The organism is Caulobacter zeae (genome assembly GCF_002858925.1).
GTDB classification, from domain to species: Bacteria; Pseudomonadota; Alphaproteobacteria; order Caulobacterales; family Caulobacteraceae; genus Caulobacter; species Caulobacter zeae.
On the sequence record NZ_PJRS01000031.1, the window covers coordinates 1 to 26,517 of the forward strand.

26 protein-coding genes are annotated in these 26,517 nt (G+C 66.7%); 11 read left to right on the plus strand and 15 right to left on the minus strand.

What is annotated here, in order from left to right; translation table 11 throughout:
• Positions 1-591: 591 nt before the first annotated feature.
• A complete protein-coding gene (locus tag SGCZBJ_RS15590) occupies positions 592-1,224 on the minus strand; it encodes a response regulator (protein WP_240621532.1) in 633 nt (210 codons plus the stop codon).
• A complete protein-coding gene (locus SGCZBJ_RS15595; protein WP_165799337.1) occupies positions 1,221-4,229 on the minus strand; it encodes a sensor histidine kinase in 3,009 nt (1,002 codons plus the stop codon). The genes SGCZBJ_RS15590 and SGCZBJ_RS15595 overlap by 4 nt, the downstream gene beginning before the upstream one ends.
• A 131-nt stretch (positions 4,230-4,360) precedes the next feature.
• Between SGCZBJ_RS15595 and SGCZBJ_RS15600 the strand changes: the two genes are divergently transcribed.
• A complete protein-coding gene (locus SGCZBJ_RS15600) occupies positions 4,361-4,735 on the plus strand; it encodes a hypothetical protein (RefSeq protein WP_101718915.1) in 375 nt (124 codons plus the stop codon).
• Positions 4,736-4,956: 221 nt separating this feature from the next.
• Here the strand turns inward: SGCZBJ_RS15600 and SGCZBJ_RS15605 are convergent, their stop codons facing one another.
• On the minus strand, positions 4,957-5,379 hold the full coding sequence (locus SGCZBJ_RS15605) for a MarR family winged helix-turn-helix transcriptional regulator (RefSeq protein WP_101718916.1): 423 nt from the start codon (positions 5,377-5,379) through the stop codon (positions 4,957-4,959).
• Positions 5,380-5,526: 147 nt separating this feature from the next.
• Between SGCZBJ_RS15605 and SGCZBJ_RS15610 the strand changes: the two genes are divergently transcribed.
• The 5 genes from SGCZBJ_RS15610 (at position 5,527) to SGCZBJ_RS15630 (ending at position 10,706) form a co-directional block, all read left to right on the plus strand.
• A complete protein-coding gene (locus SGCZBJ_RS15610) occupies positions 5,527-6,510 on the plus strand; it encodes an alpha/beta fold hydrolase (protein ID WP_101718917.1) in 984 nt (327 codons plus the stop codon).
• A 90-nt stretch (positions 6,511-6,600) separates the two neighbouring features.
• Positions 6,601-7,377: an alpha/beta fold hydrolase gene (locus SGCZBJ_RS15615; protein ID WP_101718918.1), complete on the plus strand. Its 777-nt coding sequence runs from the start codon at positions 6,601-6,603 to the stop codon at positions 7,375-7,377.
• Positions 7,378-7,431: 54 nt separating this feature from the next.
• Positions 7,432-7,830: a cupin domain-containing protein gene (locus SGCZBJ_RS15620; RefSeq protein ID WP_101718919.1), complete on the plus strand. Its 399-nt coding sequence runs from the start codon at positions 7,432-7,434 to the stop codon at positions 7,828-7,830.
• Between the two features lie 287 nt (positions 7,831-8,117).
• Positions 8,118-8,783, plus strand: coding sequence for an ATP-dependent Clp protease proteolytic subunit (locus SGCZBJ_RS15625; protein WP_101718920.1), 666 nt, complete (start codon positions 8,118-8,120; stop codon positions 8,781-8,783).
• Positions 8,784-9,119: 336 nt separating this feature from the next.
• Entirely contained in the window at positions 9,120-10,706 is a 1,587-nt protein-coding gene (locus SGCZBJ_RS15630; RefSeq protein WP_101718921.1) for an FAD-dependent monooxygenase, read from the plus strand.
• A gap of 778 nt (positions 10,707-11,484) precedes the next feature.
• On the opposite strand, the gene ssb is transcribed toward SGCZBJ_RS15630, so the two are convergent.
• The 11 genes from ssb to flbT form a co-directional block, all read right to left on the minus strand.
• Positions 11,485-12,018: a single-stranded DNA-binding protein gene (gene ssb, locus SGCZBJ_RS15635; protein ID WP_058350301.1), complete on the minus strand. Its 534-nt coding sequence runs from the start codon at positions 12,016-12,018 to the stop codon at positions 11,485-11,487.
• A gap of 156 nt (positions 12,019-12,174) precedes the next feature.
• Positions 12,175-12,564, minus strand: coding sequence for a hypothetical protein (locus SGCZBJ_RS15640; protein ID WP_101718922.1), 390 nt, complete (start codon positions 12,562-12,564; stop codon positions 12,175-12,177).
• A 17-nt stretch (positions 12,565-12,581) separates the two neighbouring features.
• On the minus strand, positions 12,582-13,259 hold the full coding sequence (locus SGCZBJ_RS15645) for a hypothetical protein (protein WP_101718923.1): 678 nt from the start codon (positions 13,257-13,259) through the stop codon (positions 12,582-12,584).
• Positions 13,260-13,325: 66 nt separating this feature from the next.
• Positions 13,326-16,163 (minus strand): hypothetical protein, encoded by a 2,838-nt coding sequence (locus tag SGCZBJ_RS15650; protein ID WP_101718980.1) that lies wholly within the window; start codon positions 16,161-16,163, stop codon positions 13,326-13,328.
• A gap of 90 nt (positions 16,164-16,253) precedes the next feature.
• Complete coding sequence (pseH, locus tag SGCZBJ_RS15655; protein WP_101718924.1) at positions 16,254-16,808, minus strand: UDP-4-amino-4,6-dideoxy-N-acetyl-beta-L-altrosamine N-acetyltransferase; 555 nt, start codon at positions 16,806-16,808, stop codon at positions 16,254-16,256.
• Positions 16,809-16,917: 109 nt separating this feature from the next.
• A complete protein-coding gene (locus tag SGCZBJ_RS15660) occupies positions 16,918-17,754 on the minus strand; it encodes a flagellin (RefSeq protein WP_101718925.1) in 837 nt (278 codons plus the stop codon).
• A gap of 182 nt (positions 17,755-17,936) precedes the next feature.
• Positions 17,937-18,281, minus strand: a complete 345-nt coding sequence (locus tag SGCZBJ_RS15665) for a hypothetical protein (protein WP_101718926.1) — start codon at positions 18,279-18,281, stop codon at positions 17,937-17,939.
• Positions 18,282-18,389: 108 nt separating this feature from the next.
• A complete protein-coding gene (locus SGCZBJ_RS15670) occupies positions 18,390-19,211 on the minus strand; it encodes a flagellin (protein ID WP_101718927.1) in 822 nt (273 codons plus the stop codon).
• A gap of 351 nt (positions 19,212-19,562) precedes the next feature.
• Entirely contained in the window at positions 19,563-20,387 is an 825-nt protein-coding gene (locus tag SGCZBJ_RS15675; protein ID WP_101718928.1) for a flagellin, read from the minus strand.
• A gap of 232 nt (positions 20,388-20,619) precedes the next feature.
• A complete protein-coding gene (flaF, locus tag SGCZBJ_RS15680) occupies positions 20,620-20,982 on the minus strand; it encodes a flagellar biosynthesis regulator FlaF (protein ID WP_101715743.1) in 363 nt (120 codons plus the stop codon).
• On the minus strand, positions 20,942-21,367 hold the full coding sequence (flbT, locus tag SGCZBJ_RS15685; RefSeq protein WP_101715744.1) for a flagellar biosynthesis repressor FlbT: 426 nt from the start codon (positions 21,365-21,367) through the stop codon (positions 20,942-20,944). The genes flaF and flbT overlap by 41 nt, the downstream gene beginning before the upstream one ends.
• A gap of 191 nt (positions 21,368-21,558) precedes the next feature.
• Between flbT and SGCZBJ_RS15690 the strand changes: the two genes are divergently transcribed.
• The 5 genes from SGCZBJ_RS15690 (at position 21,559) to SGCZBJ_RS15705 (ending at position 25,964) form a co-directional block, all read left to right on the plus strand.
• Positions 21,559-23,352, plus strand: coding sequence for a tetratricopeptide repeat-containing glycosyltransferase family protein (locus SGCZBJ_RS15690; RefSeq protein ID WP_101718929.1), 1,794 nt, complete (start codon positions 21,559-21,561; stop codon positions 23,350-23,352).
• Between the two features lie 80 nt (positions 23,353-23,432).
• Entirely contained in the window at positions 23,433-23,813 is a 381-nt protein-coding gene (locus SGCZBJ_RS25685; RefSeq protein ID WP_165799338.1) for a primosomal protein, read from the plus strand.
• A gap of 116 nt (positions 23,814-23,929) precedes the next feature.
• A complete protein-coding gene (locus tag SGCZBJ_RS25690) occupies positions 23,930-24,097 on the plus strand; it encodes a hypothetical protein (protein ID WP_165799339.1) in 168 nt (55 codons plus the stop codon).
• Positions 24,098-24,187: 90 nt separating this feature from the next.
• A complete protein-coding gene (locus SGCZBJ_RS15700) occupies positions 24,188-25,054 on the plus strand; it encodes an AAA family ATPase (RefSeq protein WP_101718931.1) in 867 nt (288 codons plus the stop codon).
• A gap of 76 nt (positions 25,055-25,130) precedes the next feature.
• Positions 25,131-25,964, plus strand: coding sequence for a hypothetical protein (locus tag SGCZBJ_RS15705; RefSeq protein WP_101718932.1), 834 nt, complete (start codon positions 25,131-25,133; stop codon positions 25,962-25,964).
• 146 nt (positions 25,965-26,110) lie between these two features.
• On the opposite strand, the gene SGCZBJ_RS15710 is transcribed toward SGCZBJ_RS15705, so the two are convergent.
• The gene (locus SGCZBJ_RS15710; RefSeq protein WP_101718933.1) at positions 26,111-26,482 is read right to left on the minus strand and encodes a hypothetical protein; all 372 of its coding nucleotides are present in this window, start codon (positions 26,480-26,482) and stop codon (positions 26,111-26,113) included.
• Positions 26,483-26,517: the final 35 nt, after the last annotated feature.

Here is a 26,517-nt window from a genome sequence, read left to right on the forward strand (position 1 = left end):
CAATGACGCGGCCGGTGTTCCAGGGCCGCTTTGGGGGAAGGAAGAGGTCAAATTGAGCCATGTTCGCCTCCTGCGAATTGGCTACTCCCCTCGGCTCATTCTATCATCCCTCAGCGCTCACGGGCTGGCGGCGCATAGCCGACATTGCTTCGCGTCCAACTCCGGACATAGCACTGTTGGGGTCTTCGACCGGTCACGACCCGTTGCGGAAGTTGGCGCCGTCCGAAAGCCCTCTCTCTTAGAGAGAGGGAGGGGCCCATCGCGTAGCGATGGGAGGGTGAGTGGTTACACCCTCAGCCGGCGTGCCGGCGCGTCGCCCGCAACAGCACCAAGACCATCCAGGGGCTTCGCCTACCCACTCACCCTCCCACGCCTTGCGGCGCGGGCCCCTCCCTCTCCATGAGAGAGGGATCTGATTTCCGCTCACCACCCCCAGCTGACGCCAGAATAGTCCGCTCGTTGGCGACAGGCGCCATGTCCGCGTTCAGCGCCGGCGCTAATTCCCGCTCCCGACCCGTTGCGGACATCTCGGTATCGCGCCTAGTGGAATGCCAGTGCTTCCTTATAGCGCCGGGAAATCGATAGACTGCTTTAAAGCTGGATGATCCCACGGCGGTGGCCGACGGCGACCGCCTGGGTGCGGTCGGTGACCTCCAGCTTGTTGAAGATGCTGCGCATGTGGCCCTTCACGGTGTCCTCGGACAAGTCCAGGTCGCGGGCGATCTCCTTGTTGGCCTGACCGGTGGAGACACGGCGCAACACGTCGATCTCGCGCTCGCTCAAGGGTTCGGCCGTGGCGTTGATGGCGATGTCGTGCGCCACCTGCGGGTGCAGGTGGCGCTTACCGGCATGAACGGCCCGGATCGTGTCGATGAGCTCGCGGCGCAGGCTGCTCTTGAGCAGATAGCCGCTGGCCCCGGCCTTGAGGGCGCTCAGAGCCCGCACGTCGCCCGCATAGGTGGTCAGGACGATGATCCGCGCGCGGGGAGCCTGGGCGCGGATAGCGGCGATGGCTTCGACTCCATCTAGGTCCGGCATCTGCAGGTCCATCAGCACTATGTCGGGACGGGTCTGGGCGAACAGGGCCACGGCCTCGGCGCCGTCCTTGGCGTCGCCGACGACAACCATGTCGCCCTCGGCCTCGAGCACCGCCGCAACGCCTTCGCGCAGCAGCGGGTGGTCGTCCACGATCAGCACCGAGATCCTGCCGCCGAGCGTGCTCACGCCGCCGCCTCCCAACGCGGCGCGCGCCGCCAGATCTTGCGCCACGGCGCCGATCGCCGCTTCGCATAGGCCAAGCCTCCCGGGATGATCAGCTCGATCTCTGCGCCCTGGTCGGTCCGGCTACGGATGGTCAATAGCCCGCCGATCTTCCTGGCGCGCTCCTGCATGCCTGATAGGCCGAAATGCCCCTCGCGGCCGCCTGCGTCCAGCACCGCCTGGTCAATGCCGACGCCGTCGTCGCGCACCCGGACGCACAACCGCTTGGGATCAAAGGTGACGTCGATGGCTATGCGTGAGGCCTCGGCATGGCGATGGGCGTTGAACAGCGCCTCGACCACGATGCGCTCGATCTCGTCGGCGACCACCGGATGGAGGTCCAGCACAGCCCCTTCCACTGTCACCTGCGTTCGCGCCGCATGGGGCAAGCTCATCTGCTCGGCGACGTCGGCCAGGGTGGCGCCCAGGTCGCTGGCGGCGTCGGCGCGCAGGCTGCGGACCCGGTCGCGGGCCTCGATGACGACGTCTTCTGCGCGGTCGAGAGCCTTTTCCAGCTGGTCGCGAGCCGGTGAGCCTGGCGGCACTTGCCGGCTGGCCGACTGAAACTTCAGGATCAGCCCCTGCACGCCCTGCAGCAGGGTGTCGTGCAGTTCGCGGGCGATCCGCTCGCGCTCGGCCATCCGCTCGCGCAGGGCAGCCTGCAGGCGTTCGCTGACACGGCGCAGGCGAAAGCGGTAGGCCAGCACCGCCAGGGCCGCCGCCGCCATCAGGCACGCGGCCAGGAAAAGTCGGCTCTGGAACAGGGTCGGCGGCAGGTCGAGGGCCAAGCTCGCCCCCTGCTCGTTCCAAACCCCGTCGTTATTGGCGGCCTTGACGCGGAAGACGTACTTTCCGGGTCTGAGGTTGGTGTAGAAGGCCGATCGCCGAGCGCCGGCCTCGACCCAGTCCTTGTCGACGCCTTCCAGCCGATAGCGGAAGCGCACCCGCTCGGGAACCGCTAGGCTCAGCGCGGTGTAATCGATCTGGAGGCTTCTGGCGCCCCTGGGCAGGACGACGCTCTGGAGATTTCCGCTTCGGACGCCGTCGATCACGACGCCCTGTATCGCCACTGGCGGCACGATCCGATTGAAGGGCTGGCGCGCGGGATCCAGCGAGGCGACCCCGTTCGTTGTCGCGATCCAGACGCGGCCATCGCCGCCAACCGCCAGGTCGGCGCGATAGCGGAACGAGGCGGGACCCGGCAGCCCGTCCTTGAGATCGTAGATCCGCGCCGGCAAAGCCGCGTTCGGATCGTCGAACGCCCGCGCCAGGTCGCGATTTTGCATCCGCACCAGGCCCGCCGCGCCGAAAAGCCAGGTTTCCTTCGCCGTCTGCGCGAGGCCATGGCTCAAGCCCAGGAAAGAAAACCGGTCCCGTGAGATGAACTGGGTGGTCTGCCCCTTGAAGCGGGTCAGCCCCCGGTCGCTGCCGGCCAGGACGCCCAGCGGCCCCGTGGCCATGGGCATCGTCCCGCCGCGGACGGCGCGAGGCAATGTCTTGATGTGATGGAACGCTCCGCCATCCCAAAGCACCGCCCCGCGGCCGGCATCGATAACGATTCGTCCGTCTGAGTCGGCCGTCAGGGCGGTGACCGACCGGCCGAGCGGCTTGGGCTGGAGGTGGGTCCAGCGGTGACCATCGTAGCGGAGGAGCCCGGCCATGAAGGCCGCAACCCAGCTCTGTCCGGCCCCGTCCTGCGCGCAGGCGCTCACCCAAGTATCGGAGCCGCTGGGAATGGAGACCGGCGAGACCTTGTCACCATCGACGCGGACCATCGTCTCGCCAAGCCCGACCCAGAGGCCGCCGCCCGGCGCGTCGCACAGGGCGCTCGGATGCTTGAGGCCGCGAACAACGGGAGTCAGCGGCTCGCCAGGCCTAGCCCGATAGAGGGTGTCAGAGTCCGTGATCCAGACCACGCCGCGCGCGTCGGCGAAGACGACGTAGCCGTAGGGCGAGCTGGCCGGCACGATCGGCTCGGGCGTGATGCTGGTGGCCCGCCAGCGGTCCAGTCCCCTCACTGTGGCGACCCAGATGCTGCCCTCGCGGTCCTCGAACACCTCGTAGGCCATGGCCGAGGTCAGACCCTGGCCTGCGGAAAAGGTCTCGGGTCGTTGCGCGCCCGGACGAATTCTGAACACGCCATCGGGGTGCTGGGCGCCCCAGAGATTTTGGTCCCCATCGATCATGATCCTGGTGATGCGGCTGGCGCTGGCGTGCCGATATGCCGAGCGCGCCGCTGGCGGCCCCGCCAACAGACGCGTGCCTCGGGCGTCGGACGCCCAGATGCGGCCCGCGCGGTCCTGGGCCAGGCCCACGCCCTGGGCGAGATCGGTTCGCACCATCGAGAAGCGGCTAGCGCCGGGCGCCAGTCTCGCGACCGCTCCGTTCAACCCGACCCACAGGGCCCCATCCCGAGCCACCAGCAGGTCCGTGAGCTCCCTGTCTGGGAGCCCCCCTTCAACCGCCATCGGCGTCCAGGCGCCGCCGGAGAACCGCACCAGCCGGGCCTTGGCGCGCGTCGTCGCCGCCCAGATGGAGCCATCCTGGCCCTCGGCCAACCGAAAGACGACTTCGTCGAAAATCCTGGGGTCGTAGAGCACGCGGGAGCGGCCATTCTCGAAGACGGCGATCCCGCCTTGCTCGTAGCCGGCCCAGAGCGCTCCTGAGCGCGTGACCAGCAGGCTGACTACGCGGTCAGTCATGGCGTGCGTCGTCGGTGGCGGGCTGATGGGCTGGAAAGTCACGCCGTCGAAGCGAATGAGGCCTTGAGGCGTGCCAAGCCACAGGAAGCCGTCCGGCGTCTGGGCGATGGCTTCGATGCCGGCGGGAGCGCCGTCCTCGAGGGTCCAGCGCGTATGTTTGTATTGCGCAAGGCCGCGTTCCGGATCCAAGGCCCTCGCCGGCGTCGTGGCGAGCAGGCTGGCGACGAGAAACGCCGCTCCCAATACCTTCGCCCCGCCCAACCGCATCACATCCTCAAGGCCGCCCCTGTTAGACGAGGTACACCCGCAAAGCCCGGACGCTCAATATCGAGCGGGTTGTCGCTCGACCACCCCTTCGGGGCTTTTGGCCGCGAACTTGGCCTGCCAGCATCAGCATCGTGTTCCATACATTCCCCCGCTTCCCCAGGGGCCTCGGCGGCCTTGGCCTGTTCGCCAGCCGGCTTGCGGCGTCAGCGGTCGCACCGGCCTGCTGCCTGCTGTTGCCCACCTCGGCGTCCTGGCGCGTTCTGGCCCTGCTGGGCGCAGCCGCGTTGATCATTGGCCTTTTGGGCAGGATCGCAGCCTTCGTCCTGGCCATCGCCTTCGCCATGCTTTTACCCAGCGCCGAAGGAGCCGCGCAGGCGTTTCTGGCGGTCAACGCCCTGCACGCCATAGCGATCATGCTGGCTGGTCCAGGCGGCTACTCCCTCGACGCCCATCTCTTTGGCCAGCGGGTTATTCGCGTCCGCCCTTGCGGCCGCACTTTCGTGTAGCCGCGCCATAGCCATCCTGGGGCTTACCAGCCGCTGGGGAAGATCAGACCCTGGCAGCGCTATCGACACAAGAGCTTCCCATGCCTTCCGCCCCGGCCGCGACTGACGATCGGACCAGACCCAGGCTCACAGAGATATTCCCTGCCGCAGACAGGGCCGCCATGACGTGCGCCCGTGGGGGATTGGCGCACCATTTCTTACGCGCCCCGGGGGCGTCCCAGCTAGTCCACCAGCTTCGCGCGAAGATCCTTCACACGCTTGTTCAAGCCATCGAGGTCCTCGGCGGTCATTCCCGACCGAGAGGCCAGGGTCTGTCCCAGGCAGTCGCATTCCTTGAGCAGGGCTCGCCCCGCGTCGGTCAGGCGGACTTGAACCTGACGCTCGTCGGCGGCGCTTCGCTGGCGCACGACGAGACCTGCTTGCTCGAGCCGCTTGATCGGCGGCGTGACAGTGCTGGATTCCAGGAAGAGGCGCTGGGCGATCGCGCCGACGGTGGCGCCGTCAGCCTCGCCCAGGACATTCAGGACCAGATACTGCGGATAGGTGATGCCCATCGCATCGAGCATGGGCTTGTAGGTGCGGTTGATCGCCATGCTCGTTGCGTAGAGCGAAAAGCAAACCTGGTCGTCGAGCGGGATAGGCACGGTTGTTCCTCTCTGGGCTACCCACCGCTCATTACCACGAAAAATGAGATCGCGATAAAGAAAATGCTGGACAGCGCGCCGCAGCACCTCTAGGCATATCGATATCGCGATAATCGATATCGCAAAAACTTTCTCAAGGGGATCCAGATGAGCCAGTCCAACCGTACCTCCGTCCAAGCTTCACGCCGTGGCCTGATGACCGCCGGGGCCGGCCTCATGGCGGCGGCGCTGCCGATCGCCGCCGCAGCCCAGTCGCCCGCCGCCGCAACGCCAGCGAAGGCCGCCAAGTCGACCACGGGCAGCGGCTACGTCACCGTCCAGGACGGCGCGCAGATCTTCTACAAGGACTGGGGTCCCAAGACCGCCCAGCCGATCGTCTTCCACCACGGCTGGCCGCTGAGCAGCGACGACTGGGACGCCCAGATGCTGTTCTTCCTGGCGCAAGGCTATCGAGTGATCGCCCACGACCGCCGCGGCCATGGCCGCTCGAGCCAGACCGACACCGGCAACGAGATGGACACATACGCCGCCGACGTCATCGCGCTCACCGACCACCTGGACCTGAAGAACGCCATCCACGTCGGCCACTCGACCGGCGGCGGCGAGGCGATACACTATGCGGCCCGCGCCAAGCCTGGCCGGGTGGCCAAGGTCGTGCTGGTCGGCGCGGTGCCGCCGATCATGCTGAAGACTCCGGCCAACCCCGGCGGCCTCCCTCGCGAGGTCTTCGACGGCTTCCGCACCGCGCTGGCCGCCAACCGCGCCCAGTTCTTCCAGGACGTTCCGGCCGGGCCCTTCTACGGCTTCAACCGTCCGGGTGCGAAGGTCAGCCAGGGCCTGATCGACAACTGGTGGCGCCAGGGGATGATGGGCGGGGCCAAGGCCCACTACGACTGCATCGCTGCCTTTTCCGAGACCGACTTCACGCCGGACCTGCAAACGGTCGACGTGCCGGTGCTGATCATGCACGGCGAGGACGACCAGATCGTCCCGATCGCCGACAGCGCCCACCTCGCCATCAAGCTGGTCCGGAAGGGTACGCTGAAGACCTATCTGGGCCTGCCGCACGGCATGGCGTCGACCCATCCCGACGTCATCAACAAGGACCTGCTGGCCTTCTTCCGCGCCTAGCCCGGTCAACGCCTCTCGTCGCCTCGCTCGACGCCCAAGCCACCAACCCATGGCGGCCACGCCCGCCGACACCCTTTCGAGGAGATCCTCATGTTCAAGTCCGTCCTGCTTTCCGGCGCCCTGACGCTCGGCATCGCCACCTCCGCCTCGGCCCAGCCGGCCGCCCCGGCCGTCAAGAACGTTGTCCTGGTCCACGGCGCCTTCGCCGACGGGTCGGGCTGGCGCGGCGTCTACGACCAGCTGACCGCCCGCGGCTACAAGGTCAGCATCGTGCAAAACCCGCTGACCTCGCTTGAGGCCGACGTCGACGCCACCAATCGCGTCATCGCCCGCCAGGATGGACCGGTGATCCTGGTCGGCCACTCCTATGGCGGCGCGGTGATCAGCCAGGCCGGCGACAATCCCAAGGTCGCGGGCCTCGTCTATGTCGCCGCCTTCGCCCCCGACATCGGCCAGTCGGTGCTCGACCAGTACGCCGACATCCCTCCGCCGCCCAACTTCCAGCCGCAGGAAACCGCCGATGGCTTTGCGTTCCTGAAGGCCGAGACGTTCCGCGCGGGTTTCGCGGCCGATCTGTCGGAAAAGGACGCGGCCTTCCTGCAGGCCTCGCAGAACCCGGTCGCGATGGCCGCGCTTAAGGCCAAGCTCACCGTCGCGGCCTGGAAGACCAAGCCCAGTTGGGCCGTCGTCGCCACCGAGGACGGCGCCATCGCCCCGGCGCTGCTGCGCAAGACCGCCCAGCGCATCGGCGCCCAGGCGACCGAGGTGAAGGGAAGCCACGTCGTCTTCGCCTCCCAGCCCAAGGCCGTGGCCAGCGTCATCGAAGCCGCCGCCCAAGGCGTCAGCCAGGGCGCCACGCGCCCTTAAGTGCATCAACGAAAACCCGGCCCCGACGGGGCCGGGATCTGGAAGGAGGCCACCATGTCCAACTTCTTCGGCGCCATCGTCGCCGCGACGCTGCTCGCCTCGCCGGCCCTGGCCGCCCAGCCTGTCACCCGCACCGACCTGCAGCGCCACGACCTGTCCATCCCGGGCCGCGAGACGATCCAGGCCCGCATCGACATCGCGCCGGGCGCCGAGGCCCCCTGGCATCGCCACCCCGGCGAGGAAGTCATCTACGTCCTCGAAGGCGTGCTCGAGTACCAGCTGGAGGGCAAGAGCCCTGTCACCTTGAAGGCCGGCGACGTGCTGTTCGTCCCGGCCGGCGTCGCGCACAAGGCGCGCAATCCTGGGGCCGCCAACGGCGCCGAACTCGCCACCTACATCGTCGAGAAGGGCAAGACGCTTGTCGAGCCCGTCCACGTCGACCACGCCAAGTAAAGGCCCGAGCCTCGTCGGGCTGGGCGGCCCGCCACCAACCTCAAGGCGCTTGATCGCCCTGGGTCGTTGGCGGGCGAGGCGGCTCTCGCGATTGAGCCCGCCAACGAACTGCGATCCGGTCCCTAGCATCCCGCTGGCGAGGACCTTCTGACCCGGAAATGACCATGTGGCTTTCAGTTCTAATCGCCTTCCTCGGAATGACCGGTCCCGCCAGCCTGGATCGAGAGACCGCGATCATCGAGGCTTGCCGGACGTGGAGCCGTTCTTCCGATAACCAATCACAGCCCGTGCGCCAGATCGCGTCCGACGGCCTGTGCTTCTCGGGCCCAATCAACGATGAGACATCGGCGGCGTTCGTCAGCGCGCTGTCGAAGTTCGAGCCTTCGGCCCCTGTCGTGGTCGTGGTCAATTCGGGCGGCGGCGAGATCAACGCCGGCATGGCCATGGGCGAGGTGCTGATACCCCGCCAGACCACGGTGGTGGCCCAAAAGGTCTGTGCGTCCTCGTGCGCCAACTACCTGTTCACGGCCGGCGACCGTCGCGTGATCGACGATGACGCCCTGCTGCTGTTCCACGGCGGGGCGCATCGGCTCGACGAGGCCCAGCTGCGCGAGGCAATCGCGGCGCAGGTCGCGGCCGAGCAGGTCGAGGCGCAGGTCGCCGGCGTTCGCGCCGGCGTCCAAAAACAGATCGATCGGCAGGACGCGTTCCTGAGACGGGCCGGTGTCGACGTGAACTTCTTTCGTTGGATGGCGGGCTTCAATGATCTCTCGGAGGACGGACGCCTGGCGCTGTGCCCGACGCCCGATCCGGTCATGATCCTCTATTCGGACCGCCTCCTGGCCACGCACGGCGTCACTGTCGACGCCAGTCGCGGGCCAAGGTCGCAGGCCGCCCTGGACGCCGCCGTAAGGACCCTGGGCCGCAGCGATGCGGTCTGCTTCATGCGGTAGCGTAAGGCAGATTGCATCGGAGAGGCCAAGAGGCCGGCGCCGGACGGAGCCCTCTCGCCGGGTCACCGTGCTGTTGCACTGCGGGGCGCCCGACGGTAAGGGAGTCCTGTCGAAAAAGGTGGACCGGACGTGGTGAGCCCCGGTCAGCTATCCAAGCGGTAGCGATATTCCAGCCCTGAGGGCCGCGGACCACGACAGAAGCGGACTTGCGCCGTTTTCTCGTCGAAGGCCCTGGAATGATCGACACTATCCCGGCCGATCGGTCCTGTGCGTCGCGAAAAAGCGGCCAGTCCTTTTCGTCGCCTTCGGCGACGTCGAGCGAAAGGATCGCACGCCGTGCAGAACAATACCCCGAACAATACCCCGAACAATACCCAAGTCCTGATCGTCGGAGGGAGCCTCGTTGGCCTCTCCGCGGCGCTATTCCTCTCTTCCCGGGGCGTCAGTACAATCCTGGTCGAAAAGCACAGGGGCAGTTCGCCACATCCTCGCGCCATCGGTTTCACGGAACTGACGCTCGAGCATTACCGCGCCGTCGGGATCGCCGATCTCATCCCCCAGGCCCGCCCCGACATTCGCCTGCGGCGCGCCAAGGTCGAAAGCCTGACCGGCCGCTGGGGCGAGGAGACGCCCTGGACGCCCGGACAGGCCGAACCCGACAAGGGACAAGTCTCTCCCTGCACCGGGGCCGCGATCGCCCAAGATAGGCTTGAGCCCATTCTGAGAGAGCAGGCCTTGCATCGCGGGGCCGACCTCAGGCTTGGCGTTGAGCTGCTGTCGTTCGCCGAGACCAAGAATGGCGTCGCCGCACAGCTGCGCTCCCGCGATACGTCCGAGATCTATGAGATCCGCGCAGACTACCTCATCGCGGCGGATGGCGCCGACAGCCCGATCCGCGAGCAGCTGGGGATAGGGCGTGAGGGCGTCGGATTCTTGCGAACGATCCGTAGCGTTCTTTTCCGTTGCGAGGCCGCCGAGCCCTACCTCGAGCGGGGCATCCAGCAGTTCGAGATTGAACAGCCCGGCTTCCAGGCGTTCCTGACGCATTATCCCGATGGCCGTTGGGTGCTGATGTTCAGCGACGATGAGGAGCGGTCCGAGGACCAGCTGAGGTCCGCGATCCGGCGCGCCCTGGGCCAGGACCTACCCGTCGAGCTGATCACGACAGGGCGCTGGGAGATGGCTGGCCGGATCGCGCGCAGTTACAGCCGGGGGCGGGTCTTCCTGGCCGGCGACGCCGCCCACCAGCTCCCCCCGACCCGGGGCGGCTTCGGCGCAAACACCGGGATCGACGACGCCTACAATCTAGCCTGGAAACTTGACCTTGTGCTTCGTGGCGTGGCGTCGCCCGCCTTGCTCGACACCTACAGCGCCGAGCGCCAGCCCATCGGCTGGCTGCGACATCAGCAAACCTTCGCAAGGCCAGACTATCGTCGCTGGGCCGGCGACCGGCTGGCGGGTGAGCCCCTCTACGGCGCGGAGGCGATGGAACTTGGCCAGCGAGTCAGCTCAAAGGCCGTCATCTCCACCGACGAGGGCCTTCCGCCCGCCGCGCATCCTGATGCTTGGGCCGGGCAGCCCGGCGTTCGGGCGCCTCACGTCTGGGTCAATGCCGACGGCCGGCGCCTCTCCACGCTCGATCTCTTTGCTCAAGACTTCGTCCTGATGAGCCCGGACATCCGATGGATCAATGCGGGCCTCGCCGTGGCGCGCGAGCAGGGTGTCCCATTGCGTAGCATCGCCGTTGGCCAGCAAGTGTGCTTCCCAGAGGACCGCAGCTTCGAGGCGACCTTCACGGTCTCCCCGCAGGGCGCCTGCCTGGTCCGCCCTGACGGTGTCGTTGCGTGGCGCGCGTTCGGCTTGGATGCTGATCCGGCGCTTATCCTTTGCCGGTCGATGTCGCAGATTCTGGGCCGCAAGTAAGGCGTAACCCGATCTGCCGATGAGGCTTCGCGCCGGCGAGCGCGGCTAGTGCGACGGCGTTCAATGAGCGGCGTCGCACGCCCTCCTACCGGGCCAGCCAGCGCATCGCCCCGTCGGCCACTGCTTGCAGGGCCAAGCGTGCGTGTGGCCAGCCAATGGCGGAAGGCGTGGGTCTTGATTTTGATCGGAGAACCGTCGGCATTCGTTATGCCAAGCCGGCTGAACATCGACGACACGCCATGTTCTGCACGTCCCCCCAAAGCGTTACTGATAAGCCACGCCAAGTAGGCTCGTATCGCCCGCAGACGGTTCGCGCTTGTCTGCCGAGACAACCGCTGGGGAATGGACCGTCGTTTGCCGTAGTGGCGATGCCGCAAAGTCGAAGAAACAAGTCCGTCGAGCTCCGCAAAGGAAAGAAGCTCGCCGGTTCGGACGCGGTCGGCAAGGTCGACGCGACGGCTCGAAGAAATCTAGCAAGACCTGAAGACCGACAGGGTGCTGCTGCACCGTGTTGGCAGCGCGGCCGCGCAGGCGGCTTACGGCGTATACCAGCGGATCAAATAGCGGCTGCTGTCTAGAGCGATCGAGAAGGACGGGAAGCCGCTCTCCGCCCTTTAGCACAAGCACTCGAATGGTCGTTGAGCCGTCCATTTACGGTCAATCCTGGTGAGCTTTATCCACGCTAGCTCGACCGAATTGAATTGGGCAGATGCAATAAAAAAGTGACCGATTCCAAAAGGAACCGGCCACTTGTTTACGACTTAACGCCAGAGAGCAATTAGAAGGGGATTTCGTCGTCCAGGTCGGCCGAAAAGCTTTCGCGCGGACCGCTGGGCTGGCTGCGCGGAGCGCCGCCGCCGAAGTTGCCGCCGCCTTGGCCGCCGCCGTAGCCGCCACCGCCGCCGCCCTGGCCGTAGCCGTCGTCATAGCCGCCGCCCGACGAGGCGCCGGCGCCGTCGCCGCGGCCGCCCAGCATGGTCAACTCGCCGCGGAACTTCTGCAGCACGATCTCGGTCGAGTACTTTTCCTGGCCCTGCTGGTCGGTCCACTTGCGGGTCTGGATGGCGCCCTCGATGTAGACGGTCGAGCCCTTGCGCAGGTAGCTCTCGGCCACCTTCACCAGGTTGTCGTTGAAGATCACGACCCGGTGCCACTCGGTCTTTTCCTTGCGCTCGCCGCTGGAGCGGTCGCGCCAGGTCTCGGAAGTGGCGATGCGCAGGTTGGCGACGCGGTCGCCCGAGTTGAGGGTGCGGATTTCGGGGTCGGCCCCGAGGTTGCCGACGAGGATGACCTTGTTGACGCTGCCAGCCATTGGCTATGCCCTGCTCTCGCCCGGCGACCCAACGCGCCGGAATCTCGAAGCCAGGACGTTAACGACTCAGCAAGCTCAAAATCAAGCTTTGTTCCCCGAACGTTCCTGTGAACGGAGGGCGGTTATCCACCGCCCTCTCCTGCTCGTCCGAAGGTTTCAGCGCGCCGGCAGCGCCCCTGGGACGGCGAGGCGGCCGTCGCCCGTGCGGACCAGCGACATGAACCGGGCGCCTTCATAGCTGTCGCCCAGATAGATGCCTTCCTTCTCCACGAAGATGAACTTGCCCTGGTAGGAGCCGGTCAGTCGTTCCCGGCGCAGGCCCATGCGCATGAAGCGGATGCGCATGCCCTCCAGCGTGGCCGCGCAGGTCTCCATGTTCGGCACGTTGCGCTCGACCGGGTTGAACTGCAGCGTGCCGTCCTTCTTCTCGATGACGTGGTTGCAGACGCCCTGGTCGAAGGGCGCCTTCGTCTGCTTGACGCAGCCCGACAGGCCGATGGCGGCGGCGCCGAGGGCCAGGACGGCGGCGATGGAGGAAACGCGCATCAAGTGACTCCTTCGGCTCAGCCGACGCTGGGAATGGCGCAGTTGGCGGCCTGCTCGACCACCAGGTGGAACGAGCGGTTGTCGGACGAGGCTTCGACGCGGCCCGGCAGCAGGCGCAGCGTCTCGTCGCCCCAGCGGCCGTAGGTGGCGCCGCCCGGGCGCTCGCACTTGCCGGCGAACAGCTGCTGGATGCAGGCGTTCTGGGTGATCTCGCCCGGCAGCTTGTTCCACTGGCCGCCCGAATAGCGCTGGCAGACGCCCAGCGGCGCGGTGGCTACGGCGGGTCCAGTCGGCGTGGAGGTCGGCGCGGTGGCGACCGGCGCGGTGACGGTCGGCGGCGGCAGCGGCGTCAGCACCGTGCCGGCCTGGTCGGCCGCGGCCAGGGCCCCGGTCTCGTCGACGCCGACGTCGAGGGCGCCGGTGGCCACGCCGTTCTTCTTGGCGCATTCGGCCAGGGTGGTCTCGCCGACGAACTGGCCGCCGACGAAGCAGCGCAGCGGGCGGGCCGGATCATTGAGCTTGGTGTCGTCGGGGCGTCCCGTCTCGACGATCAGGCCGGCGCGCGAGGCCGGCGGTTCCTCGGCCGGCTTGCGGTCCTTGCCGCCCATCAGCGCGAAGGCCACGCCGAGGCCGGCGATCACGGCCAGGGCCGCTCCGCCGCCCAGCAGCACGCGTCGGTCTTTGAGAAGTTCCATGCCCCCTGGCTACGACGCGTTGGTGACGGTTTCAAGCGTCGCCGCGCCGTAGGGCGCTTACAATTGTCAACCGCCGGTCAGGCGGTCGAGCGCGGCCTGGTAGTTGGCGATCTGGTTGGTCAGATAGGCGGGCGCCGTGCCGGTGGTGTTGCTCTTAGTCGAGGACGTGTCGACCTTCACCCCGTTGGCGATGTCGGCCATCTCGCGATAGGCGTTGCGGATCGCCGCCGTGGCCGACTTCAGGAGGTCGGCGGTGGTGGCCCGCGACTCGGCGTCGGCCAGGCTCATGTCGAGATTGAGCTTGAGGCCGTAGACCGGCCCCTTGCCGTCGGCCGAGACGGTGCGACCGCTCTCGGTCTTGGTGTTGCGCACCACGCCCGCGGCCAGGCCCAGCGCGTCCAGGACGTCGCTGTCGCCCTTGCCCGGCAGGATCTCGACCGTCGAGGTCTTGAAGGCCGGCGTGATGCTCAGCTTGCGCATGTTGCCGTCGCTGCTGATCGACACCTTGGCCGCGCTGCCCGAGGCGCGACGGATCTTGTCGGCCAGGGTCTCGAGCGTGTCGTTGGCGCTGATGGTGATGGTCGTCAGCGGACCGCGCTCGCGCGTGCGGATCTGGAAGGTGTCGCCCGGCCGGGCCGAGGTCGCCGAGACGATCTTGTCCGACTGGGTGAAGTTCATCGCCCCGCGCGGCAGGCCGAAGACGTCCAGCGCGCTGGAGCCGGAGGCGTCGACGGCGATCGAGGTCGGGGTGGCGTAGCCGTCCTTGCCGGTCAGGCGCTGCTCCCAGGTGGCCGCGCCGGTGTCCATGTCGATCTGCGCGACATAGCCGTCCTTGGTGCCGACCGTGGGCAGGCCCGCCAGATCCTTGCCGGCCGCGCCGACCAGCCAGACCTGGCCGCTCGAGACGGCCATGCCCGTCACCGTGTCGTCGCCGGTCCCGCCGTAGTAGGCCATCGTGTCGTCGGCGGTGTCGGTCAGGTCGAGCGAGATGCGGGCCACGAAGCCGTCCGAACCGCCCGAAGCGGCCGAGGTGACATTGCCCACCGACAGTTCGCCGTTGGTGGTGTAGCCGCCGATATAGAGCTGGCCGTTGTCGATGCTGATGCCGGCGATGTCGCCGCCCTTCAGCGTGCCCAGATCACGCACCGCGCCGACGTTCATGGTGGCGGCCTTGGTGTAGGTCACCGCCTTGGTCTCATAGATGCCGGCCGAGTTCAGCGACGTGCGGTTTTCGGTGACCACGGTGGTGGCGACGTCGAAGCTGCGCAGCTTGGCCTGGCTGCCTTCCTTGCTGGCGACGATAACCTTGCCGCCGTCGACGACGATGCCCGACACCGTGTCGTTCTCGGCGCTGCCGAAATGGGTGGTGAACAGCGCCTTGGGCGTGCCGGCGATATCGGTGGCGAACCCGGTCAGGTAGTTGTCGTAGCCGCCCTTCGAGGCCCAGCCCGTGGCGCCGGGCAGGTCCGACTTGGTGCGGCCCGCCACATAGACCACGCCATCCTCGCCGAAGGCCACAGCCGTGGCCTCGTCTTCCAGCAGGCCGCCGCGGCGGACGGTCCAGGCCTCGTCGCCATTGGCGTCGTACAGCGACACGAAACTGTCGGTGACCGTGCCGTTGCTGTCGGAATTGATCGGACCGGTGGTGGCGCCGTTCAGCGTGCCGGCCACCGAACCGGCGATGGCCACCTTGCCGTCGTCCGAGACCGCGATCGAGTAGCCCGTGGCGGTGTCGGCCGCGCCCAGGCTGCGCGCATAGAGCAGCTTGCCGGCCGAGTCGTACTTCAGCAGGGCGACGTCCTGGTCGCCCTTGATCGTCTGGCTTTCGACGCTCTTTTCGACGTCGGCCAGCACGTAGATCGAGCCGTCGGGACCTGTGACGGTCTTGTGGACCTTGGCGACCGTGCCTTCCAGCGTGTCGGAGAACACCTTGGCGCCGGCCGTGCCCGCGCTGGAGCCGGTGCCGTACTTGGTCAGGGTGTTCTCGATGACCGCGTCGTCGGTCTTGGTGTCCTTGTCGGGGTCGGGGTTGCCGGCCTCGGTGGTGATGTAGACGGCCGGTTTGGGCGCGGGGGCCGTGAAACTCAGCTTCTCGATGGAGTCGCCGCGGATGCGCAGGGCGAAGTCGTCGCCGGTGGCTGGCAGCTTCACCGTCTGGCCGTTGACCGTGGCGGTGCGCTCCACGCCGGCTGTGCGCTCGACGGCGAAGGTGGTGTTGTAGCCGGCGGCCTGGAGCTTGCCGTTGAAGAAGCTGACCACGTTGGACATGGTCCGCGGCGTCGAGCCCATCTCGGCCAGGTCCATGGTCAGGTTCTGGGTCTCGCCGAACTTGGTGACCGACATCGTGAACTTCTGGTCGCCCTTGAAGGCGGGGACCTCGTCGTCCATCTGGCCGCTGTAGAGCGTGTTGGTGACGTAGCCGTAGACGTTCTTGGGCACGCCGACCTTGGACTTGTCCTGGGTCATGGCCGCGCCGGTGGTCAGGCGCATGCCTTCGGTGTTGGTGCTCTGGACGTAGTTGGTGAGCTCCGTCAGCCCCTTGGTCAGCGCCGTCTGCAGGCGCTTGATCTCGCTGTCAGAGACGTTCTTCTCGCTGGCGCGATTGGCGATGGCAGTCAGGGTGTTCAGGGCCTGATAGGCCGAGAACAGCTTCTTGTAGTCGCCCTTGATGCCCGGGGCTGCGGCCTCGGCGGCGCCTTCGTCGACGAACTTGCGGCCGTTCAGCGCGGCCTTCACCAGGTCGCTGGGCTCGGTGGTCACCGTGGTCCACGGCGCGGCCGGAATGCCCTGCTTGGCGGTGGAGGTCGAGCTCGTCGTGCCCGACGACAGCGCGGACGCGGCCGTGCCCACACCAAGCTTGGCCTGGTAGTAGCTCAGCAGCGAACTGGTGTCGAAAGTGATCACGACCGCTTCCACAGAAGGCGCAATGCGCCACTCATCGCAATCTTCGGTTACGAACGCTGACGTTTCGTTAAGACGTGTGAATTGTTCGGATCAGGCCGCGATCAGGTGGGCGTCGCTCAGGGCCCGGCGAGCCTCCTCGCGCAGCTCGGCCCACTCCTCGGCCAGGATGCCCAGCAGCACTACGTCGCGCGGCTCGCCGTTCTTGAGCACGTGGCCGCGCAGATAGCCCTCGCGGCGGAAGCCCGAGGCCGACTGCGCCTTGAGCGCGGCGTCGTTGTCGGCCATCACCTCGGCGAACACCTTGTGCAGGCCAAGCTCGCCGAAGGCCCGGTCCAGGCCCAGCACCTGGGCCGCCCGCCCTACCCCGCGACGACGCGCGTCGGTCGCGCCGACGAACCAGTTCCAGCCCGCACGGCGATGATGCGACTGAAGCCCCGTCAGGGTCAGCAGGCCGGCCGGCGCGCCGGCGCGCGCGATCATCCAGCCCTGCATGTCGGGATCCTTGCGCAGGCCGTCGAACCAGGCGGCGTGCGCCTCCCGGCTGGGAAACGCCGCGTCCGACATCCAGCGGTCGACCTCGGGCTCGGCGCGCCACTGGAACAGCACCGCCTCGTCCTCGTCTCTCAAATCCCGCAGTTCGATCATGCGAAGCGAATCCTCTTGCGCTGCGAGAGACAGAGTAACCACGCAAGAAACGCCGGCCTAGGGAAAGACCGGCGTTTCGTATGACAATTACGTTGCGGCAGGCGCCGCGTCAGCCATTGCCGAACAGCGACAGGATGATCTGCGGCGCGCCATTGGCGATCGACAGCGCCTGGGCGCCCAGCTGCTGCTTGACCTGAAGGGCCTGCAGGCGGGCGCTTTCCTTGGCCATGTCGGCGTCGACGAGGTTGCCCACGCCCGTTTCCAGCACGTCCGACAGCTTCGAGACGAAGGTGTTGTGGGCGTCGATCTGCTTGGCTTGCGAGCCGATCGAGCCGACGGCCTGGTTGACCGTGGCGATGGTCGCGTCCAGGCGCGTCAGCACGGCGGTGGCCTGGGTCAGGGTGGAGATGCTGTCGCCGGCGGCCAGGCTGTTCTTCGGGCTGCCCAGCGACAGGGTCTGCAGGTTCAGCGAGATCACCGTCTGGGCGTCGGCGTCGGCCAGGAAGGTGATGGCGTTGGTCTGGCTGCCGTCGAGGATGTTGGCGCCGTCGAAGGTGGCGCTGTCGACCACCTGGGTCAGGTTGCTGAGCAGACCCTGGAAGTCGGCGTTGAGGGCGGTGCGGGCCTGGGTCGACAGCGAGCTGTCCTTGGCGGCGACCACCTTCTCGCGCATCAGGTTGAGCAGGTCCGAGACCGACTCGCCGGCCGTCAGGGCGACGTCGGCGATCGAGGTGGCGCGGTCGAGGCTCATCTTGACCGAGGCCAGGGCCGAGCGATCGGCCTGCTGGTCCTGGGCGATCGACCAGACGGCGGCGTTGTCCTTGGCGCTGGAGATCGCAAGGCCGGTGTTGATGCGGGTCTGGACGCCCTGCATCTCGTCATTGGTCTTGTTCAGGTTCTGCAGGGCGATCAGCGCAGGCTGATTGGTGTTCACGCTCAGCGTCATCACGATCTCCGAACGGCGTTCTCGCCGACTTACGAGGAGCTCGGTGCGCGATTCGACGCCCGAGCGGATCGGCCGTGAACTTGCCGCCCGGGGAGTAAGAATATGGTTAACGCTTATAAACCATGTTGCGCCTGCGACGTCGCGCCGCAAGCGTGCGTGCAAACCGTGGCGCGTGAAGGCCCCTAGGTCAGGCCGTCGTAGATTGCGCCGGGGCCGTAGGAGGCCGCTTCCTTGAACCGCAGCACGTCCTCGCGGGGATACTGCTTCAGGGTCTCGCCCGTCCGCCGATCCACCGTCTTGTAGACGTAGACGCCGCTGTCGGTGTCCTGCTCGATCACGAGACGCAGGTCGCCGGGCTGCGGGCCGTCGTCGACGACCTTCTGCTCTGCGGGCTTGCGCGCCTCGGCCTTACCGGCTCCGGAAACGACTTCACCGTCCGAGGCCTTGCCCGGGACGGTCATGGGAACGATCTGGTTTTGCGCGGGCAGCTCTTGAACCTGAGCCGGCAGCGCGGCCTTGTTTTCCATCTCTCCTAATCACCGCCGTTTCGCGGCGGCGCCTTCTTGCTCCCCTCCCCGGCCTGGGGCCGCGAGAAAGGCGGGGGCGACCCGTGAAGATCGCCCCCTGCTCGTCCCTTATCGGAACAGGCTCAGGACCGTACCGGTCGACTGGTTGGCGATCGAGAGCGCCTGGATGCCCAGCTGCTGCTTGGTTTGCAGGGCTTGGAGCTTGGCGCTTTCCTTGGCCAGGTCGGCGTCGACCAGGTTGCCCACACCGGCGTCGAGGCTGTCTTGCAGCTTGCCGACGAAGTTCAGGTGGGTGTCCAGGCCCGTCGAGCTGGTGCCCAGCGAGGCCAGCTTGTTGGTCGTCGTCTGCAGGGCCGTGTCGATGGTGGTGATCATCGTCTTGGCCGCAGCGGCGGTCGTGAAGGTGGTCGTGGTGCTCAGACCGATGCCGGCCAGCGACAGGGTCTTGGAGTTCACGGTGATCGCCGTGCCGTCCGAGTTGGCCAGGAAGCTGAGCTTCGTGGTCGAACCGTCGATGATGCTGGCGCCGTTGAACTTGGCGTTGGTCACAGCCTTGGTGATCTGGTCGCGCAGCGAGGTGAAGTCAGCCTTCAGCGCGTTGAACGACGCGGTGTTCAGCGAGGTGTCGGAAGCGGCCAGGGCCTTTTCCTTCATCTTGCCGAGCAGGTCGGTGACGGTGTCGCCAGCCGCCAGAGCGACGTCGATCGTGGACTGACCGCGTTGCAGCGAGTCCTTCACGGCGTTGAGCGAGGAAGCGGTGGCCGATTGGTTCTTGGCGGTGGCCCAGATGGCGCCGTTGTCTTTGGCGGAGCCGATCTTCTTGCCGGTGTTGATCCGCTGCTGGGTAACGCCGAGCTCGCTGTTGGTCGAGTTCAGGTTCTGCAGGGCGATCATCGCGCCCGAGTTCGTGTTGATGCTGTTCAGCGCCATAACGAATATGTTCCTATTTCAGGTTGTCCGACGTCATTTTGACTGCCGGGAGCGTTTTGCTCGCTGAACTAGGAAGCAACTACCGGGCCAATCCTGCCCACCCGATGAAAAATTCTAAGTCATTGAAATTACAACGTTATAGGTTCGTTTAGGATACCCTGAGCCGGCATTTTTTGCCGAGCGCAGCAACCATCCGGCAAATATTGCCGGGCAGGTTTCGGCAGATGCGACCGAATTGCCCACCCGCAAACCGACCAGCGATCGCCGAAAATCAGACCCCGGAACAAAAGAAAACGCCGGGCGATCTTTCGATCGCCCGGCGCTTGGTCGCCAGGTTCGGCGCTTCTTCGATCAGCCGCGGAAGAGCGACATGATCGATTGGGGCGCCTGGTTGGCGATGGACAGTGCCTGCACGCCCAGTTGCTGCTTGGTTTGCAGCGACTGCAGCTTGGCGCTTTCCTTGGCCATGTCCGCATCGACCAGGTTGCCGACACCGGCGTCGAGGCTGTCCTGCAGCTTGCCCATGAAGGTCAAGTGCATGTCCAGGCCCACCGAGTTGGTGCCGAGCGAGGCCAGCTTGTTGGTCGCAGTCTGCAGAGCCGTATCGATCGTGGCGATCATCGTCTTTGCAGCGGCGGCCGTCGTGAAGGTCGTCGTCGTCGACAGACCGATGCCCGTGAGGGACAGGGTCCGCGAGGTGACGGTGAACGCCGCGCCCGTTTCGTTCGCCAGGAACGCGAGCTTGGTGGTCGAACCGTCCACCACGCTGGCGCCGTTGAACTTGGCGTTGGTCACGGCCTTGGTGATCTGGTCGCGCAGCGACGTGAAGTCGGCCTGCAGCGCTTTGAACGAGGCGGTGTTGAGCGAGGTGTCGGAAGCGGCCAGGGCTTTTTCCTTCATCTTGCCGAGCAGGTCGGTGACCGTGTCGCCGGCCGCCAACGCAACGTCGATGGTCGACTGACCGCGCTGGAGCGAGTCCTTCACGGCATTCAACGAGCTCGAGGTCGCGCGCTGCATCTCCGCCATCGACCAGATCGCGCCGTTATCCTTGGCGTTCGCGATCTTCTTGCCGGTGTTGATGCGTTGCTGGGTGGTGGTCAGCTCCGAGTTGGTGGCGTTCAGGTTTTGCAGCGCGATCATCGCGCCGGCATTGGTGTTGATGGAGTTGGCGATCATAGGAACCTACCGTTTTGGTGGAGAGCCCCGGCGTTTTGCCGGTCGGGCGTTTTGCCCGCGGGAACCATCGCAAACGGCGGGCCAGTTCAGGCCAAATCGCAATCCACTGAAATAAAACGGAAATTTCGAAGCATGGGCCGGAAACGAAACCGCCCGGCGAATGCAACATTCGCCGGGCGGCAGGTTTTTCCGAAGAGAGGCGGCAATCGGCGCCGAGCTAGGCCTTAAGCGATCAGGCCGCTTCCGCGCGGCCGGCCAGCCCCTGCATGATCATGCGGTTGATCTCGATCAGCGGCTCGAAGTCTTCCTCCTTGCGCATGACCAGGCTCGAGTGACGCCCCACCCAGATGCTCAGCGAGATGATGCTCGCGCGAAGCTCCTTGGTCATGGTGTTCTCAGGCAGCGCGCAATCGGTTGCCAGCGCCGACCAGACGCGACGGTTCCAGTCCAGCGCGTGGATGCGCGTCTGGATGTCGTTCACGTCGGCCTGGGAAGCCTCCATGAGGGCGCGCGTCACCTGTCCGAACAGACGATACTCGACCTCGCGCGGATTCTCAGTCCTGGTCGCCGCCTGCTGGTAGGCCCGAAGAGACATTCCCCAACCTCTCGTCTTCGTAATCGATCAACTTACGGCTCAGCATGAGCGCCTTGTAGTACTCGCGGGCCATGACGTGCTTGGAGATCGCGATGCAATCGGCCAGCACGCCAGGATTACGAACCACGCCCATGAACTCGGTCAGGCGCGTGGCGAACTCGTCGTAGTATTTCTCCGCGCCGCTCTCTTCCAGGTACATCATCATGACCGGGAAGTAGATGTGACGCGATGGCGTGGTCACCTGGTCGGGCTGCATGATGTCCTTTTCACGCAGCACCGAGGCCTTGTTCTGCAGGACCAGCACCCCGCGACGATCGCCGTTCTGGACGACCGCCCCGTTGAGCACGAATTTCTCGCCGGGCTTCAGCGACAGCTTCAAAGGCACTTCTAGCCGTTCCTTTCTATCGCTGCGCCCGTCCGCCTCGATGGCGGTTCGCCGGTATGGCGTTCGACCGGAACCTAGAGGGCAGCGGGTTAACGCCCTATTGCCGGCCGCGCGACCGTAAGTCGCAGCTTAGGACACAATTAAGCATACTCGCCCAGAGGATGAAGCCACCCAATCGCCAAGGTGTACGCATGTCCCGCAATCTCGGCTCCGGAATCTCGGCCGCCGCCCTCGCAACCGCCCAGGAGGCGGCCGGTCAAGGGGTCCTTCCGGGCCTGCGCGCGTCCCAGCTGGGCGATTCCGCCTCCGCCGATTCGATCGCCCGCCTCAATCGCGAGGCCACCGCGATCCAGGATCCGGCCACCATCAAGCTGCTGAACAAGGCGATCATCGCCGTGCAGCGCGGTGAGTACGTCCTGGCCGAAAAGACCGCCCTCAAGGCGCTCAAGAAGAACGAGCGCGCGGGCCCAGCCTGGCACGTCCTGGCCGTGGCCCGTGAGAAGACGGGCGACTTCGCCTCGTCGATGCATTGCTACGAAGCCGCGCTGAAGCTCCTGCCCGACGAGTCCGCCGTGGCCGGCGACCTTGGCCGCCTGGCCTTCCGCATGGAGATGCCGGAAATCGCCGCCAAGCTGTTCATGCACTGCCTGAACGCCAATCCCGCCAGCCTGGAAGCGACCAACAACCTGGCCTGCGCCCTGCGCGACCTGAACCAGGAATCGGCGGCGATCGACATCCTCAAGCCCGCCATCCAGACCAATCCCACCCAGCCGGTGCTGTGGAATACCCTGGGCACGGTGATGTGCAGCCTGGGCGAAGGCCGCACCGCCGTGACCTTCTTCGACGAGGCGCTGCGCCTGGCCCCCCTGTTCGGCAAGGGCCTGCACAACCGCGCCTTCGCCCGCCTCGACCTGGGCGACGTGGAAGGCGCCCTGGCCGACTGCGACGCCGGCATCCTGGTCGCCGATTCCGCGGAAGACCTGGCGGCCATGAGCTTCGCGCGCTCGACCATCCTGCTGGCGCTGGGCCGCGTGACCGAGGGCTGGGCCGCCTACAGCGCGCGCCTGTCCACCGAGTTGGCCGGCGTTCCCAACTACCAGTTCCCGGTCAAGCGCTGGACGCCCGACCAGGGCTTCGCCGGCAAGCACATCCTGGTCGTGGCCGAGCAGGGTCTGGGCGACGAGGTGATGTTCGCCAACACCCTGCCCGACGTCGCGGAGGCCGTGGGCCCGGACGGCGGGCTGTCGATCCTGGTCGAGCGCCGCCTCGTGCCGCTGTTCGAGCGCAGCTATCCGGAAGCGAACGTCGCCGTTCACCGCACCGTCTCCTACCAGGGCCACATCTACCGCGACGCCCCGTTCATCGAGGACTGGTCGGGCATCGACTGCTGGGTCCCCATGGGCTCGCTGCTGGAGACCCTGCGCCCGTCGGTGGAGGCCTTCCCCCAGCGCGAGCGCTTCCTCACCCCCGATCCCGAACGCGTCGCGCATTGGAAGAAGGTGCTGGAGGACGCCCCGCCCGGACCCAAGGTCGGCCTGCTCTGGAAGAGCCTGAAGCTGAACGCCGAGCGCGCCCGCCTGTTCTCGCCCTTCGAGCTGTGGGAACCCGTCCTGAAGACGCCCGGCGTGTCGTTCATCAACCTGCAATACGGCGACTGCGACGAAGAGATCGCCTACGCCCGCGAGCAACTGGGCGTCGAGATCTGGACCCCGCCGGGCATCGACCTGAAGCAGGATCTGGACGACGTGGCCGCCCTCTCCTGCGCGCTGGATCTGGTGATCGGCTTCTCCAACGCCACCATCAACCTGGCCGGCGCGTGCGGCGCCCCGATCTGGATGCTGACCGGCGCGGCCTCGTGGACGCGCCTGGGCTCGGACCATTCGCCCTGGTATCCGCAGTGCCGCTGCTTCATCGCGCCGGACTACGACGACTGGCGGCCGATCATGGCCGACGTCGCCGGCGCCCTGGCCGATTTCGCGAAGTAGACGGCCAGGAACATCGGGCGCCGGGGCGGGTTTGATTCCCTGAACGGGCGACGATCGTCGCCCCATCAGGGAGACCCGCCATGCCGCCGGAAAACGACTACGATCCGCAGGATGTCGCCGAGGTTCTGGACGAGACCAACCTGACCGATGACGGCCAGGAGATCGCCAATTTCGACGAGATCGACGACGTCTACGACGTCACCCAGGCCGAAGACGACGCATCCGAGGACGAAGACGACGACGACCTCCTCGACGAGTCCGAGTTCGACGAGATCGACGACGAGCTCGAGGCCGGCCGCGACGACGAAGGCCTCGACGTCGAGCGCGAACCGCTGGACCCCGTCGGCGGCGGCCTGTCGGACGAGGACGTGATCTCGACCGACGACGAGGAGCCGTCCGACTACGAGTCGACTCGCCTGGCCGAAGACGACATCGAGGCCCTCGGCTACGAGCGCCGCTAGGCCACGATCGTCAAAACCCCGCTCGAAGCGTTCTAGCCGCGCTCTTCGCACGGCCATAGTTGCGCTGTCCGCACCGTCACGTCAGGCTGTCGCAAGGCCCGACAGGAGATCACCGCATGTCCGATCCGAAGCCCGAAAAGCCCCCCGAGAAGCCGCAAGACGAAGCCGAACAGCCGGAATACCTGGAAGACCAACTGGAGGAAGGCCTGGAGGACAGCTTCCCCGCCAGCGATCCGCCGTCGGTGGCGCGCCGCCATCGCCAGCCTCCGCACAACCCGTCTTGATCGCGCGGCGCGGCTCTGTAGGTTAGCCCTGAAGATTTGAACACTTGTTCGAGGCGCGCTCCATCCGGGGCCGCCGTCCAGGGACACCGCATGAGCTCGCGCTTCGAAGGCACCGCCGACTATGTCGCCACCGAGGACCTGAAGGTCGCCGTCAACGCGGCCGTGGCCCTGGAACGCCCCCTGCTGATCAAGGGCGAGCCGGGCACCGGCAAGACGGTGTTGGCCTACGAGGTCGCCAAGGCGATGAACGCCCCGCTGCTGACCTGGCACATCAAGTCGACGACCAAGGCCCAGCAGGGCCTCTACGAGTACGACGCCGTCACCCGCCTGCGCGACAGCCAGCTGGGCGACGAGCGCGTCAAGGACGTCAAGAACTACATCAAGAAGGGCAAGCTCTGGGAGGCGTTCGAATCGCCCGTCCGCCCCGTGCTGCTGATCGACGAGATCGACAAGGCCGACATCGAGTTCCCGAACGACCTCCTGCAGGAGCTCGATCGCATGGAGTTCTTCGTCTACGAGACCGGCGAGACCATCAAGGCCCAGGTGCGGCCGGTGATGATCATCACCTCCAACAACGAGAAGGAACTGCCGGACGCCTTCCTGCGCCGCTGCTTCTTCCACTACATCCGCTTCCCCGAGGAGCAGACGATGCAGGCCATCGTCGACGTGCACTTCCCGGGCATCAAGCAGAAGCTGGTCGCCGAGGCGCTGCGCATCTTCTACGACATGCGCAAGGTTCCGGGCCTGAAGAAGAAACCGTCGACCTCGGAGCTGCTGGACTGGCTGAAGCTGCTGCTCGTCGAGGACATCGACGAGACCGTGCTGCGCGAGAAGGATCCGACCAAGCTGATCCCGCCGCTGCACGGCGCCCTGCTGAAGAACGAGCAGGACGTCCACCTGTTCGAGCGCCTGGCCTTCCTGGCCCGCCGCGAGGGCAGCGCCCGTCCGGGCCAATAGTCCCGTTACCGCAATTTCATTGGACGCCGGTCGCCGAGCCGCACACCTTCGCGCCGAACGTGAAGGATATTCCCCGATGCGCCTCATCCTGGTCCTGGCCGCCGGCGCCGCCGCCCTCGCCGCCTGCTCGCCGCCCGCCTCGGTGAAGACCGAGCGGCACGAGCGCGTGATCCACAAGCGCGAGCCGCTACGCGCCATCGAGCGCCTGGACTGCCCCGACCGCCAGGGCCGGCTGACCCGTGTCAGCATCGCGCCGGACGGCAAGTCGTGCGGCTACGCCGGCGACAACGCCGAGGTGACCCTGCGCCTGGTGGCCCTGCAAGGCGACGACGCCGAGGCGGCGCTGAACCCGATCGAGACCGACCTCAAGGCCCTGATGCCGCACCTGAAGGCTCCGGCCGCCCCGGGCGCGCCGAAAGGCAAGGAAACCGCGCAGATCAGGCTGCCCGGCGTCAGCATCGACGCCCGCGACGAAGGCGCGAACATCCGTATCGGCGGCATGACCATCAACGCCGACGACGGCGAGGCCCAGGTCCGCATCACCAAGAACGTCACCAGCAAGGACGGCGAGCGCACCACTTCGGTCGAGGAGCGCAAGGACGGCGGCCGCGAAAGCCGCACCGTCCGCGTCAGCAGCTCCGACGACAAGGACGGCGAGGTCGACATCCGCGCCGACGACCACGGCGCGGTGGTTCGCCATCGCCAGAAGGAGAACGACGGCGTGCGCGCCACCCTCGTCCTGGCCAGCGATAAGGCCCCTGGCGGCTATCACCTGGCCGGCTATGAAGCCCGCGGCCCCAAGGGCGGCCCGCTGGCCGTGGCCATCGTAAAGGCCAAGGACCGCAACTCCGAGGACGGCGACCTCTTCAAGGACATGAAGGCCCTGGTCCGCCACAACGTGGGCGGGTGAGGCCTAAAGGAACCTCCCCCTGTGGGGGAGGTGATCGCGAAGCGATCGGTGGGGGGCGTGATCGCGGGGTCGGCCGACTTCTCGGCAGCTGAAAACGTCCCCCCACCGGCCTTCGGCCGCCTCCCCCATTAGGGGGAGGCTCTCTATCAGATCGGCGTGACTTCCATCACCTTGTAGGTCAGCGGCCGGCCGTCCTCGTCGGTCACGGTGACGTACTCGCCGACGGCGAAGCGGTGCTGGCCCAGGCGGTGGACGGGCTCGTCGTCGATCTGATCGTCCTCGTCATAGTCGAAGAACCAGCGCTCGCCGCGCCGGGCCAGGCGGCCGTCGGCCGCGTCCTCGTCGGGAGCGAAGCGGCGCACCGCACAGTCCTTCCTCGCCTTGGCGTACTCGGCCTCGTCCAGGTGACCGTCGGCCGTCAGCGGCGCGGTCAGGGCGTAGCCGCGATGATCGTCGCCGCCGGCGAATTCGGTGCCCGGATTGCGGGCCAGACGCATGACGATGCGCGATAGGGACATGAGCTGCCTCCTTCTTCTTGGTCTTCTTGATTGAA

What these genes read in the sequence shown, in the direction of transcription:
- SGCZBJ_RS15595 (WP_165799337.1), bottom strand. Translation starts at nt 4,229, where the DNA reads ATGCGGTTGGGCGGGGCGAAGGTATTGGGAGCGGCGTTTCTCGTCGCC.
- SGCZBJ_RS15610 (WP_101718917.1), top strand. Translation starts at nt 5,527, where the DNA reads ATGAGCCAGTCCAACCGTACCTCCGTCCAAGCTTCACGCCGTGGCCTG.
- SGCZBJ_RS15615 (WP_101718918.1), top strand. Translation starts at nt 6,601, where the DNA reads ATGTTCAAGTCCGTCCTGCTTTCCGGCGCCCTGACGCTCGGCATCGCC.
- SGCZBJ_RS15620 (WP_101718919.1), top strand. Translation starts at nt 7,432, where the DNA reads ATGTCCAACTTCTTCGGCGCCATCGTCGCCGCGACGCTGCTCGCCTCG.
- ssb (WP_058350301.1), bottom strand. Translation starts at nt 12,018, where the DNA reads ATGGCTGGCAGCGTCAACAAGGTCATCCTCGTCGGCAACCTCGGGGCC.
- SGCZBJ_RS15640 (WP_101718922.1), bottom strand. Translation starts at nt 12,564, where the DNA reads ATGCGCGTTTCCTCCATCGCCGCCGTCCTGGCCCTCGGCGCCGCCGCC.
- SGCZBJ_RS15645 (WP_101718923.1), bottom strand. Translation starts at nt 13,259, where the DNA reads ATGGAACTTCTCAAAGACCGACGCGTGCTGCTGGGCGGCGGAGCGGCC.
- pseH (WP_101718924.1), bottom strand. Translation starts at nt 16,808, where the DNA reads ATGATCGAACTGCGGGATTTGAGAGACGAGGACGAGGCGGTGCTGTTC.
- SGCZBJ_RS15660 (WP_101718925.1), bottom strand. Translation starts at nt 17,754, where the DNA reads ATGACGCTGAGCGTGAACACCAATCAGCCTGCGCTGATCGCCCTGCAG.
- SGCZBJ_RS15665 (WP_101718926.1), bottom strand. Translation starts at nt 18,281, where the DNA reads ATGGAAAACAAGGCCGCGCTGCCGGCTCAGGTTCAAGAGCTGCCCGCG.
- SGCZBJ_RS15670 (WP_101718927.1), bottom strand. Translation starts at nt 19,211, where the DNA reads ATGGCGCTGAACAGCATCAACACGAACTCGGGCGCGATGATCGCCCTG.
- SGCZBJ_RS15675 (WP_101718928.1), bottom strand. Translation starts at nt 20,387, where the DNA reads ATGATCGCCAACTCCATCAACACCAATGCCGGCGCGATGATCGCGCTG.
- flaF (WP_101715743.1), bottom strand. Translation starts at nt 20,982, where the DNA reads ATGTCTCTTCGGGCCTACCAGCAGGCGGCGACCAGGACTGAGAATCCG.
- SGCZBJ_RS15690 (WP_101718929.1), top strand. Translation starts at nt 21,559, where the DNA reads ATGTCCCGCAATCTCGGCTCCGGAATCTCGGCCGCCGCCCTCGCAACC.
- SGCZBJ_RS25685 (WP_165799338.1), top strand. Translation starts at nt 23,433, where the DNA reads ATGCCGCCGGAAAACGACTACGATCCGCAGGATGTCGCCGAGGTTCTG.
- SGCZBJ_RS25690 (WP_165799339.1), top strand. Translation starts at nt 23,930, where the DNA reads ATGTCCGATCCGAAGCCCGAAAAGCCCCCCGAGAAGCCGCAAGACGAA.
- SGCZBJ_RS15700 (WP_101718931.1), top strand. Translation starts at nt 24,188, where the DNA reads ATGAGCTCGCGCTTCGAAGGCACCGCCGACTATGTCGCCACCGAGGAC.
- SGCZBJ_RS15705 (WP_101718932.1), top strand. Translation starts at nt 25,131, where the DNA reads ATGCGCCTCATCCTGGTCCTGGCCGCCGGCGCCGCCGCCCTCGCCGCC.
- SGCZBJ_RS15710 (WP_101718933.1), bottom strand. Translation starts at nt 26,482, where the DNA reads ATGTCCCTATCGCGCATCGTCATGCGTCTGGCCCGCAATCCGGGCACC.